Consider the following 13620-nt stretch of genomic DNA (forward strand, 5'->3'; position numbering starts at 1 on the left):
TCTGTTACGCCATTAAGCCTTAAACCTTACACTTATTCTGTAGGGGGCATTCAAGTACAAATGAATAACCGTGTAAATTACAATAATTAAGAAAGCGGCCATCAGATTAAGGCTAATCGGAGCATTCTTGCCCATGCTAAGCTGATAATTCTCTGCCATCGGGGTTAAACCCGTTTGTAAGATTTTATTTTGCCAGATAATTTCTATATTTGAATTTGACACATATACAATGAGCATTAAAACACCATGATGTTTGTGTAATTAACCTGATCAATATAGGAAATTAAAATAACGCATGGCCCCTCTTGACTTGTCAGACGACGATGCCAAACTTCTGAAACTTATTAGCGAAGGCAGCAAACCTGCCTTTGATGCATTATATACCAAATATTGGAAGCAGGTTTATAATGCAGCATACAAACGGGTTAACGATATAGAACGCGCTCAGGATATTGCTCAAGACGTATTTGTGCAGTTATGGGTGCGCACGTCAACGTCGCCGATTGAGAACCTGCCGGCTTATTTATTGGTTGCCGCTCGCAACGGCGTTTTTAAATATATGGAAAAGGAATCGCGCTATGCGGCCTTGCCTGATACAGTCCATGAAATTGAAAGCCATCTTGGCCGCGCCGATGCCAATGTGCTTCATGACGAATTTTTGAAAGCTTTTAATGAACTTATAGATACTTTACCGCCCCAGCAGCGTATTATATTCAACTTGCGCTTTAATGAAGGCCTCTCAAGCCAGCAAATCGCCGATCAACTGGAAATCTCCCCCAAAACCGTTCGTAATCAAATGGGGAAGGCCCTTGCAACACTTCGCAAATCACTTTTCTTACTCCATGTATTGCTTTATTTTTATCAAAAAGGTTGATAAAACGTTTTTTCTTTAATGAAGATGCGCTATTTTTATCAATTATGATGATTGGTTGATGCTATTTTATCATTTTGATTTTAAATGCACATTATTTTTAAATAAAACATTAAAAATATTTTCAATTAACATGGGCTATTTTCATTTTGCCGACTCATGTATATATAAAGGATGTAAATGGACGAGGCGAACAAGCAATATTTTATACAAATACTAGCAAAATACAAACGTGGCGAGGCTACCCAGGAAGAAATTAAATTCCTGGAATCGTACTATAACCTGTTTGATTTGAACGATGACCTCATTACTGATGAAAATGAGGCCGACTACCTGTATCTGAAAGATGCTATTAAAACAAAGGTTGATGAGAGGATAGCGCAATACGAAAACAAGCCGGTTACCATGCCTTTAAGATCGGGTTGGACCAGATATGCCGTGGCCGCCTCAATTCTGTTGTTTATTTCGGTTGGTGCTTACTTTTTTATTCGTAACCGGTATAAGGCCGATAATTTGGCCGCAAACTCTTACAAAGGCATAGTACCTGGTACCAACAAGGCTACGCTTACTTTGGCCAACGGCACAACCATATCGCTTGATGATGCTGCCAACGGACAAATAGCTAAACAAGCCGGGGTTAAAATCACCAAAACGGCCGATGGGCAGATCGTTTACCAGGCCGAAGCGACCGGACAGAATCAAGCTGTTCAAAACACGGTTACCACACCTAACGGCGGGCAGTACAAGGTGATCCTGCCCGACGGCACTAATGTGTGGCTTAACGCGGCATCGTCAATAACTTATCCAACCGTGTTTAAGGGAGCGGAACGTGAGGTAACGCTCAATGGCGAAGGCTACTTTGAAGTAACAAAAAATAAAGCAATGCCATTCAGGGTAAAATCGGCATTGCAAACTATTGAGGTGCTCGGCACGCATTTTAATATCAATGCTTACGGCGATGAAGCTTTGGTTAAAACCACCCTGTTGGAGGGTTCGGTAAAGGTAACATCGGCAACAAACTCAATACTTATTGTTCCCGGTGAGCAGGCTGTAATAAGCCGTACTGGTAACGGTACGATAAGTAAACAACAAGTGAACCTTGACAAAGAAGTAGCCTGGAAAAACGGCATATTCTCATTTGCAGATGAGGATATCCGCGAGGTTATGCGCCAGGTAAGCCGCTGGTATGATATTGATGTGGTTTATGATGGCGATATGCCAACAGAGAAATTTTTCGGTGAAATTTCAAGGAGCAGCAACCTCGCCGATGTTTTCAGGATCCTGGAGCTTAATAACATGAAATTTGCGGTTGAGGACAAAACAGTGAAGGTATCCTACAGTAAATGATATTTAACTTAAACTTTATACTTACAACTAAACAAACTAAATGCTAATCACTAAAACAAAACTTAATGGATAAACAACTACGATAAATCTCAGATCAATCTCATATCAACAGACCAAAAATTAACCGGAAGCCTCTCACCGCTTCCGGTTTAAAATAGGTCAGGCAGCACAAGATGTCGAAGCCCTGGGCTGCATTTTATTAACCCAATCTTATTCAAAAATATGAAATTAACTTTTCTTTACAACGCCGTATGCGCAATACGGGGGGTAAAGTGCAAATTCTTATTAGTATTGAAACTCACCACTATACTGTTGCTTGTTGGCGTGTTGCACTTATCCGCAGCAAGTTATTCTCAAACGGTAACCATATCCGGTAAAAATAAGAGCCTTGAATCGGTTTTTAAGGATATAAAACAACAAACAGGTTATTTGTTTTTTTACAGCGAAAAAGTGAATATAAAAGGCAAAACAGTGGATGCCGATTTTCATGACACGCAGCTTGTTGACGTGCTCAGCGCCTGTCTTAAAAACTTCGATCTGAGTTTTACTATTGTATCTAAAACCATCGTAATCCAAAATAAAATACCTGAACCGCGGCCGGAACCGGTTACTATCAACAAGGTTTCGGTGAGTGGCCGTGTGTTGGATTCGGTAAGTAAAACCACCTTACCGGGCGTAAATATTGCCGTTAAGGGGGGGAGGGGAGTAATAGGCCAAACCAATGATAAGGGGGAGTTTAATGTACAGGCAGATGCAGGGCAAACATTAATATTCTCATTTATGGGCTACAAATCGGCGGAAGTTAAGGTGGTAGCAGGCCAATCGATTGTAGTGAGGCTTTTGCCTGATATTAATAACATTAAAGACATTGTGGTAACCGGTTACCAGGTTATCAAAAAAGATAATTATACCGGTAATGCTATCACAGTAAGTGGTGCCGATCTGAAGCGTAATAATCCGCAAAACGTGATCAAAAGCATAGCCTCGTTTGATCCGTCGTTTAAAGTACTTGATAATAACTTTATCGGTTCGGATCCAAACAAGCTGCCAAAGATCAACGTAAGGGGCGCCACAGCTATCCCTTCCATCAATGATAAAATACTTGACCGTAACAATCTTTCAAGCAATTATAACCTGCCGGCCTTTATCCTTGATGGCTTTGAAGTATCGCTTCAAAAAGTAGTTGACCTGGATATTAACCGGATAGAATCGGTTACCTTATTGAAAGATGGTGCGGCTACCGCGGTTTACGGTTCAAGGGCAGCCAACGGTGTAATGGTGATCACTACCAAAGCGCCTGTTGCCGGGAAGCTGCAGTTATCATACAATTACGAGCTTACCTTTAACGGCCCGGATCTGTCCGACTATCACGTGCTTAATGCTAAACAAAAAGTGGCCTATGAGCAGCTTGTGGGTTTATATGACACACAGACATCTACCAGCGGTGATACTAAACAGGACGAGCTTGACGCCCAGTTGTTCACGCGCTTAAAAAATGTGGCGAGCGGTGTTAATACTTATTGGTTGTCGCAGCCTTTAAGAAACGCCTATCAGCAGAAGCATTCGGTTTACGCGCAGGGAGGCGATCAATCGTTCAGGTATGGTATCGACTTGCGATACCAGACACAACCGGGGGTTATGAAGGGTTCTGACAATACGCGTTATAGCGGCGGGGTTGATTTTACCTATAACCCAAACTCAAAGCTTATCATCAGGAATGATCTGACCATTACGCAGGTTAACCAGGCCAATTCTCCTTATGGCGATTTTTCGACCTATGTAAATGCCAACCCATATTTCCCGATAAGGGACAGTACAGGCAGACTGGTGCAGGAACTGGCCAACTGGCGTGTAAACACCGGCCGTTCAGGAACTGATCAATATGTTACCGAAAATGTATTTAACCCTTTATATGAAGCCAGCCTGAGCAGTTTTAATAAAGCGGCATATACAGAAATACTGGAGTCGTTCTCTGCTGATTATAAGATGACAAAAAGCCTGAGGTTAAGGGCGTTAATGAGCGTAAACAAAACCAATTCAACATCTGATAATTATGTATCGCCCTTAAGTAGTGTTTTTTACAACTACGCGTCTGATCGGCTGAACAACAGGGGTACTTATGATTACGGAACAAATGCCAGTCTTAACCTTGACGGAAACGTAACTATCAGTTATAACAAGCAGTTGGGCGATCATTATTTCAACCTTGTGTTAGGTGCTAATATTTTGGCTTCAAAGGCCGATGTTAAATCATTTTCGGCCCAGGGTTTTTCAAACGACAGGTTTACCAATATTGGATTTGCACGTATTTACAAAGAAAATTCAGGCCCTTACGGAGATGTTACCAAGTCAAGAACGGCGGGTGCTTTCTTTTCGGGCAACTATGCGTTCCAAAACAAATATCTGTTAGATGCATCGGTAAGGGTTGATGGTTCATCGGCTTTCGGGGCCGACAGGCGTTATGCTCCTTTCGGATCCCTTGGGATTGGCTGGAATATTCATAAGGAAGGTTTTTTTCAGGGCTCAAAAGTAATAAGCCAGCTGCGCCTTAAAGGCAGTATAGCAACGCTTGGTTCTATCAGCTTCCCGGCATACCAGTCGCGCTCAATTTATTCATATGATACGCAAAACTGGTATTCAACCGGTATCGGCGCTACCATCCTGGGCTATGGCAATAGCAACCTGGAATGGCAAAAAACCCGTACCTCTGATGTTGGTATGGACATTGGGTTGTTTAAAGATAGGATAGTTATATCGCCAAGATACTATTACAAACTTACCAAGGGATTGATTACTGATATCAATCTTGCGCCGTCAACAGGTTTTACAACTTATAAAGATAACCTTGGTGACATGTCAAACAAAGGCTATGAGCTTTACCTCGTAGCCCAGGTTTTCCATACATCCAACTGGAACATTAACCTGACCGGTAACCTTGCTCACAACGTTAACAAAATAGTGAGCATATCTGATGCGCTTAAAGCCTTCAACAATAACATAGATAACTTCCAAACCAACAAGGATAACAACGCTTTTTCAACCCCGCTAACCCGGTATGTTGAAGGTAAATCACTGAATACCATTTACGCAGTGAAGTCATTGGGTATTGATCCTGAAAACGGTAAAGAGATCCTGGTGAAAAAAGATGGTACCCTAACCTATGTTTGGGATGTTAAGGATGTACAGGACGTGGGCAATACCACGCCAAAGGCCGAGGGCTTTTTTGGTAGTACGGTATCATACAAAAGGTTTATGCTGAGTTTTAGCTTCCATTACCGTTTTGGCGGGCAGGCCTTTAACCAAACGCTTATCGACAGGGTTGAAAATGCTGATCCCCGTTTTAATGTTGATAGCCGCGTGCTGGAGCAGAGGTGGAAACAGCCTGGCGATCATACGTTTTTCAAAAATATTACTGACCTAACCGATACTTATGTGTCATCGCGGTTTGTACAAAAAGATAACCTGATTGAGCTGCAGTCGCTTTACTTGTCATATGATTTTAAGCCAAACGCTATTCGTCGTTTGGGGCTTCAAAATTTGAGGCTGGCAGCCACGGCAAACGATGTTTTCAGGACTTCAACTATCCAGGCAGAGCGGGGGATCTATTATCCTTTTGCCCGCAGTTTAACATTTTCATTATTGGGTTCATTTTAACACATAACCATGAAGAGATATTTAATTTTTATAATCCCGTTGCTGGTATTTACCTCATGCAAAAAGTTTTTGGATGTACAGCCGGAATCTGATGTAACCAAAGAGCAGTTGTTTACCACTGAAGATGGTTTTGAGGAGGCGCTGAATGGTGTTTACACCAGGTGTACCAAAGCAGATATGTACGGCGGCAACCTCACGTTTAGCAACCTGGATATCATGGCGCAGAACTATTCGTTTTCGAATACTGATTTTCAAAAGATCGCTTCTTTTCAGTACAGCCAAAACATTTTAAAGGATAAAAACAGCCAGATCTGGTCGGCGGTTTATAACGCCATCGGTAATTGTAATGAAATATTACAGGTGATAGATAAACAAAAGGCTGTGTTTTCGGGTAACAACTATGCCATCATTAAAGGCGAAGCGCTCGCCCTTCGCGCATACCTGCATTTTGATCTTTTGCGCATGTTCGCGGCTTCGTATAAATCCAATCCGAACGCCAAAGGCATCCCATATGTAACTAAAGTTATTATTAAAAGTACACCGTTTTCATCAGTAGCTGAGGTAATTAACAACGCCATAGCTGATCTGCGTAATGCACGTGCGCTGCTAAGTACAACTGATCCTATTCTTTCTCCAGGCTACATAGTTGGATACCCCAACAAAACCTATCCCGGCGGTTATACAGGTCGCAAACAAACAGAAACCACAAGTAATAGCCTGTTTTTGCAAAACCGCAGGCACAGGCTTAATTATTATGCCGTATGCGGCGAACTTGCAAGGATTTACCTGTATAAAAATGACTACCAGAATGCACTCTCCAACGCCAATGATGTAATAACTGCTAATAAATTCCCCTGGACTCAAAAAGATGATGCCTTTAACAACAACGTTGAACAAAAAGACAGGATTTTTTACAACGAGCTGGTATTTGGCTGGTATGCACCACATGCCAATGATAACAACGCGCTTGTTACGTTATTCAGTGCCACAAATACTGCTCAATATCAGCCAACACCGTTGCAGTTAGATAATATCTATGAAAAAAGCACTGTTGGTGCCGAGGACTGGCGCTACAGAGAATGGTTTTTTACAGCTACAGATGTAACGCCAAACCGTAGTTACCTGGTTAAATATTTGGTTAACAGTTCGCCGCAGGTAAACCTGCACCCGTTAATGGCGCCGTCTTTTCGCTTAGCTGAGGCCTACTATATAGCAGCTGAAGCAAGCTATGATAGTAACCCAACAAAAGCCATTGAGTATTTAAATACGGTACGTACCCATAGGGGCATTATCGATTTATTGCCGAATACTTTGGGCAAATCAGCTTTTATGAACGAGCTGGTTAAAGAAGCCCGTAAAGAGTTTTACGGTGAGAGCCAGATATTTTACATGTATAAACGCTTAAACCTTGATATAGTGGCGGCCAGCGGCCAGATCTATCCGGCATCAAACAGCATATACGTGTTCCCGATCCCCGACGACGAAACAGCTTACAATAATTGATCTCATACCATTTATAACAATGAAAAGAAATATATTTTTTGTTTTAGTGGTCTTTGCAGCTCTTTTCGGTTGCAAAAAAGACCAATTACTTACATACGGCTCCAGGGATAATATTTATCTGAATTATAAGGATAAAGACGGCAGCCAGGATACATCGATATTAACCTATTCCTTCGCCTATAATCCTACCCTGGCGCAGGATACCATTTGGGTGCCAATAATTATTTCGGGGCAAAGATCAAAAACTGAAAGGAAGTTTGCGATAACCGTAGTTGACACGGCTACCACGGCCAAAGCTGGTTTGCATTATGAAGCGCTTAAGCCATCGTACGCTATGCCTGCTGATTCGGGTACTGTAAAGGTACCGGTGATCATTAAAAACAGCGACCCCGAACTTGCAAATAAGTCTGTAATGCTTACCATTCTTGTTTCGGGTGGTCAGGATTTTAATTCGTCATTGCCTGTGGCATTAAGGACACGATCTATCCTCTATTCGTCGCGTTTGGAGCAGCCGGCATGGTGGATTTACTGGATGGGTAACCTGGGCCCTTATAGCAGGATAAAACACCAGTTGTTCCTGATCTCTTCGGGCACTACCGATCTGGTTGATATGTCAAAACCGAACGCTTATCTGCAGATTCCGCGTACACTGTATTATATAGATAACGTGAGGACCTTTATTAATGATCCGTTTGCATGGGTAGCAAGATACCCGGAAAAAGGTTATGTGCTTACCAAGCGGGCTGACGGAAGCAACAATTATGATTTTTATAATTCTTCTTCGCCCGGTAAGAAGTTTTACCTCAAGTATTACGCGCAGGCAGGCAAGTACTTTTTTGTTGATGAAAATGGTCAGCAGGTTATTATCAATTAAACACTTAGGTCATGAAATTTAAATCGATAGCTATATTGGCGCTCATAACGGTATTTTATACTTCATGTAAAAAAGACCTCGGCAATTATGTATACTCGCCACCTTCCGAGCCGGTAGTTACCGGCGTTAATAATGCAACATTTGCAGCCCTGCTGGGCGATACGCTCACCATATACCCCAAGGTTACTTTGGCCGGTGCAGATCCCTTAAAGGATCTTGATTTTGAATGGCATATCACCGTACAAGAAGAACTGCGGGAAGCAGTTTACAAAGGCTACCCTCTGAAAATGGTCTACAATTTAGGCCCCGGCGACCGTGCTTGTAAACTCACCATTACCGATAAACGGAACGGGTTATTTTATACATTCCCTTTCAAAATTACAGGTACGACCCAGTTTTCGGCAGGTACTTTGGTGTTGAGTAACGATAATGGGGTTACCAAACTATCATTTGTAAAACCGGATAAAACGGTGTTGGGCGATATTTATAAATCACTTAATAAAGACGATTTGCCTATCAATCCGGTTCAATTGTACTATTCAAAACCATTGCCTTATCAGCCCAATACCAAAGAGGAATATTGGGTGCTAAGCAACGATCCTAATAAAAGCGGGGTGGTGCTTGACGCCAGCACATTATTAAAACGAACAGATTTTGCAGCGCAATTCTTCTCGCCGCCGGCTGTTATCAATACAGGTTACCTGGAGCCATTTTTAGGCCCTGTACAAATGGGAACAGTGCCAACTGGTGTTATCAATGGTAAGCTGTATGTAGGTGTATCCTCAACAGCGCCATTTGCTGATGACTACGGCAAATTTGCCAACGAACAAGGCGGAGATTACACGATGTCGAAATATTTTACTCACGGCAGCTCATTTTTTATTGGTTACAATCTTAAAGGAAAAGCTTTTATCACTTTTGGCGCCGATGGTACTTACTCAGGTAACAATTATAAAGTTGATGCTGCAAGTACCGGTTTTGATCCCAAAAATGTAGGATACGATAATTTGTTGTTCATGAAACCTACAGAAGGTGGCCCTTCCTATGCTTTCTTTAAAACAGCGACAGGTACCATAACCGAACTAAGTTTTAGCTACCCTATGGGGGATGACCGGACATTTAAAGGCGTGGGCAAACGCACATTCAAAGGCAGCGCTTTAATTGATGATGATACCAAATGGGTGGTAAACAGCCTAAATGTGTTTTATTTTTCATCAAAAGGGAAAATTTACCGCTATAACCCAATTAATGAAGATATAAGACAGCTTGACGCAGACTTTGGCGGTAAAAAGGTATCCATGCTGAAGATCAGTTTGGATGACAACACCCTTACTGTTGGCGCAGATGGGGCAGTTTATACACTTGACGTAAGTGTTTCTAAAACCGGTAATATCACCAAAACAATAACCGGTATACCGGGCGAACCGGTTGACATTGTGAGCAGATAAAAAACTAACTAATCAAAACCACATAAAAGATTAACCAACAGCATGAATGATTTTTGTGTTTTTGGCCGCAGTCATGACATTAACAAGAGCGTTTCATCCTTGAAAAGTATAACGTAACCTGTCGACTCGATGTATAACATATAAAGAAATGAAAAAACTACTAAACTTAATTTTGAGCATGGCTGCGTTGAACGCCGCCGGCCAAACTAACCAGTTCGCTATTAATGGGCAGATTGGCAATCTCAACGGTCAGAAAGTTTATTTAAGCTTTATGACAGACGGCAAGGGGCATGAAGATTCGACCACATTAGTTAACGGCGCTTTTCATTTCACAGGTAGGATGAACCCATACAGTTCTGTACGCCTTGCACTTGATCATAAAGGCGCCGGCCGGGAAATTGCCACCCATGGCGGCGATATTCTCTACTTTAATTTTTCTAATGAAACGCTTAATATAGTTTCTAAAGATTCCCTGGCAAACGCCCAGATGAGCGGATCCAAAACATATGATGAATATTCGGCTTATGTGAAAGCTGTAGGACCGATGCCATGGGACATCGATCATATTTCTAATGCTGAAATTGCGGCAGCGCCCGAGTTGGTGAATGATACCGCATTTACCAATTCGGTTGCCCGCCATCACTATAAAATGATTGCCGATTTTCAGCGCAAAAATCTCGATTTTGCCAAAACGCACCCCGATTCGTTCTTTGCACCGGTAGCGCTGTTCGGCACTGCATCTAATGAAAAAACGGTTACAGTAGCCGAACAGGTGTTCAAAACCTTCAGTCCGGCAATCCAGGCAACTGATAACGGTAAAACTATCAAAGAATTTATTGATGCACATTACCGTTTAAAAATAGGTGGCCCGGCGCCGGTTTTTACTCAGGTCAACCCTGCCGGCAAACGCTTATCGTTAGCCGATTATAAAGGTAAAATCGTTTTGGTCGATTTTTGGGCAAGTTGGTGTTCACCTTGTCGTCAGGAAATCCCAAATCTGTTAAGTCAGTATAAAATGTACAAGGATAAAGGGTTCGAAATCCTTTCGGTATCGCTTGACAACAGCCGTGACAAATGGCTGAAAGCACTGCAACAGGAGGGTATGACATGGCCGCAGGTTAGCGACTTGAATGGCAACAACAACAGCGTTGCCCGTCTTTATGGCGTTTCGGCTATACCTGCTACATTCCTGGTAGACCGCGACGGCAAACTTATTAGCACAAATCTGCGCGGGGAAGACCTCAATAATAAACTTGCCGAACTTTTTAATTAAGCAGGTATGAAAAAGATCATTTTGGCTTTTCTGCTTTGTGTTATGTTTAGCGTAGCCTCTTTGGGTAACGTCATAAAACACGGAGCGGGCAAAATAGCACTTCATGTTTTATATGTAGGATATGATCCGGCAAAACCTAAGCCCGAACATATTACTTACTATAGCACAGCTGCGGGCGCTGTAGATGAGGCCTGGAAAACCCGTATGGCCGATTTTAAGGCTTTTTTAGAAACGCGCTTTGACAAAGTTGAAGTTGTGGATGTGAGGGATTACTATGCCTCGATGTCTGCCAATGTCGACGTAACAATTGCCGATGCGGGGCCGATAAAATTACCTGCCAATTTTGACAGGCCTATTATTTTGATGCATCAGCTGGCTCCCGATGTGGGCATGCCGATAGGACTTAAGTTTGATTGGTATTGTCAGTGTTTGGAAGACGATGCGCTGAACATCAAAACCAGTCATGCCATATTTAATACACCTGTAAAAGTGAAGTTAACTTTAGTTAACAGGCCTACGCCGGGTTCGTTTTTTAACGGCTTTCAGGGAGCAACTACCCCGAAGGAACTGCCTATGTGGAAGGTGATTAAAGAGGATCCTGCAGCTAAGGATAAATACATTATCGGCATGGTGGCACATGGCGAGGGATTTAACGATTCGCCGGATGCCGAAGCTATAAGTGGCGGTGTTTGCTTAAAAAATGCTGAAGCAGTAGCGTTAGGCCGTCAGGGTAATTATTTTATGTGGGGCTTTTCTGCTTCGCCAAATCATATGACCGATGAAGCTAAAGATGTATTTGTGAACACAGTTTGCTACATCAAAAAGTTTGATCACCAGGCGCCCATCATGAAAAAAGTACAAATTGAAAATCGTGAGTGGGTAAATGAAATGATTTACCGTAGCGATAAAGTGTTATATCAAAAAACACTGATAGCCCGGAAAGAAGGTAACGCCCGCCTGCTAAAAATGCAGCAGGAACTTAAAGACCGTAAAGCCAAAGGCGAGGATATTGGTAAAGGTAACGAGGCGTTTTTAAAGATGCCGGTATCCGATGATGTACAAAGTTTTGATGAATACCTTAAAAGCTGGACTGGCAGCGGCATGTATGATGCTTTTGGAACTGACGTAGAGGCCTATCATAAATACTATCGGGATAACCTCGAGTATTTTTATCCGGTTGATGCTTACTCGTTACAGGTTGATGAGGATGCAAAAAAGCTGGGGATCTCCAACCGCAAAATTGAGCTGCTTGAAAAATGTATCAGCATGCTTGAGAAAGGAGAGGAGCCTGCCCTGGCCCAAAGGGTATTGGAAAGATATACCACTGAAAAATTCACATCTGCCCAAGAATGGCGCACATGGTTAACCAAAAACAAACCGAACCTTTATTATACCGAAGCCGGAGGGTTTAAGTTTATGGTGAATACTTACAAAACAGAAACAGCGGCAATTGCGCCCGTATCAACCGGCAACATTAAAACTGCGAACGCTGTAACAAAACCAACCCGTACCGACCCGGTGATGGTGAGCGCAACGTTGGTTAATGAAGCAAATGGTAAAAAACAGGTAGTTGTTAAAGCAGAAATCTTGCAAGGCTGGCATATTTATGCGTATGTACCTAAAGATAGTCCTTTTATTACTACGCAGCCCATTATTGAGTTGCCTAACGGTATTACGAGCAGCGAGTGGCAAACATCGGCCGGGGTACCATTTACCGGTGGCGAAGGCATGTTTGTTTGGGAGGGCATTGCAACATTTAAAACGGAAATAAGCGCAGCCTCATTAAAACCCGGCATCGTAATTAAATGCGGGCTTTATTACCAGGTTTGTGATAATAACAAATGTTTTCCGCCTAAAAGAAAGATAATTGAAATACAGGTTTTATAATCCAGCCCAATGAAAATAAACTTTAAAAGGTTGCTATTGGTAACACCCATAGCACTTGCCCTAAGCACCGGATGGAAGGCGGAGGGAAAAGCTTCATCATTAAAAAAACAGGATACTGTTACAGCAAATCAAAATTTAATAGTTGGAAAACCTTTGCCGGCTTTTGAGTTACAAACTGCCGATGGCAACTTCATCAAATCACCGTCGGTTAAGTGTAAAGTGGTGCTGCTTGATTTTTGGGCTTCGTGGTGTATGCCGTGCAGGGCAGCTATTCCGCACCTTAAGGAGTTATATAAACAATACCATGCTAAAGGATTCGAGATAGTTAGTATTTCAATTGATCAAAACAATAAAGCCTGGAAAAACGCCATGCTTAAAGAAGCAATGCCCTGGCAACAGGGAATAGATAAATATGAGGATGGCAAAGATGCATCAGTGATGATGAATGCTTTGGGTATCCAGTCGGTACCCTTTGCAATTGTGCTTGATGCTGAGGGGAATGTGATTTTAATAAATCCCACTTCCTCTGATATCGATATACAGCTCAAAAAGATCTTTAACAATTAAGAAATTATAAAAGGATAGCACTGGCTATCGTAAAGACAGTCCCGGTAGGACGTTTTCCATCAGTTTTAGTTTAATTTCCGGAGAGCCGGTTTTAATACCGGCTCTTTTTACATCGGCAGGTACCCTAAACAGCAGCGTTTGGACAACGCTACGGTTCAATTATAATGTATAATGACAAAACGGTTTTTATTATTTT

Annotated in this window: 9 protein-coding genes; all 9 read left to right on the forward strand. The window is 42.2% G+C overall.

The genetic code is table 11. The annotated features are described in order from the left end of the window. Window positions 1–295 precede the first annotated feature (295 nt). Window positions 296–874 (forward strand): RNA polymerase sigma factor, encoded by a 579-nt coding sequence (locus tag J3L18_RS07965; RefSeq protein ID WP_129570072.1) that lies wholly within the window; start codon window positions 296–298, stop codon window positions 872–874. Between the two features lie 177 nt (window positions 875–1051). Further along, complete coding sequence (locus J3L18_RS07970) at window positions 1052–2218, forward strand: FecR family protein (protein ID WP_129570073.1); 1167 nt, start codon at window positions 1052–1054, stop codon at window positions 2216–2218. Window positions 2219–2440: 222 nt separating this feature from the next. After that, on the forward strand, window positions 2441–5872 hold the full coding sequence (locus tag J3L18_RS07975; protein ID WP_129570074.1) for a SusC/RagA family TonB-linked outer membrane protein: 3432 nt from the start codon (window positions 2441–2443) through the stop codon (window positions 5870–5872). A 9-nt stretch (window positions 5873–5881) separates the two neighbouring features. After that, complete coding sequence (locus J3L18_RS07980; protein WP_129570075.1) at window positions 5882–7375, forward strand: RagB/SusD family nutrient uptake outer membrane protein; 1494 nt, start codon at window positions 5882–5884, stop codon at window positions 7373–7375. Window positions 7376–7394: 19 nt separating this feature from the next. Next, window positions 7395–8249 carry a DUF4843 domain-containing protein gene (locus tag J3L18_RS07985; RefSeq protein WP_129570076.1) on the forward strand — a complete coding sequence of 285 codons (855 nt, stop codon included), beginning with the start codon at window positions 7395–7397 and terminating at the stop codon, window positions 8247–8249. 11 nt (window positions 8250–8260) lie between these two features. Beyond that, window positions 8261–9697 carry a PKD-like family lipoprotein gene (locus J3L18_RS07990; protein WP_129570077.1) on the forward strand — a complete coding sequence of 479 codons (1437 nt, stop codon included), beginning with the start codon at window positions 8261–8263 and terminating at the stop codon, window positions 9695–9697. A 148-nt stretch (window positions 9698–9845) separates the two neighbouring features. Further along, window positions 9846–10970 carry a TlpA disulfide reductase family protein gene (locus tag J3L18_RS07995; RefSeq protein ID WP_129570078.1) on the forward strand — a complete coding sequence of 375 codons (1125 nt, stop codon included), beginning with the start codon at window positions 9846–9848 and terminating at the stop codon, window positions 10968–10970. 6 nt (window positions 10971–10976) lie between these two features. Then, window positions 10977–12857, forward strand: a complete 1881-nt coding sequence (locus J3L18_RS08000) for a protein-disulfide reductase DsbD domain-containing protein (RefSeq protein WP_129570079.1) — start codon at window positions 10977–10979, stop codon at window positions 12855–12857. Between the two features lie 9 nt (window positions 12858–12866). Further along, window positions 12867–13424 (forward strand): TlpA family protein disulfide reductase, encoded by a 558-nt coding sequence (locus J3L18_RS08005; protein WP_129570080.1) that lies wholly within the window; start codon window positions 12867–12869, stop codon window positions 13422–13424. The last annotated feature ends 196 nt before the right edge of the window (window positions 13425–13620 follow it).

Origin of the sequence: Mucilaginibacter gossypii (assembly GCF_017569325.2) — a bacterium.
Taxonomy (GTDB): domain Bacteria; phylum Bacteroidota; class Bacteroidia; order Sphingobacteriales; family Sphingobacteriaceae; genus Mucilaginibacter; species Mucilaginibacter gossypii.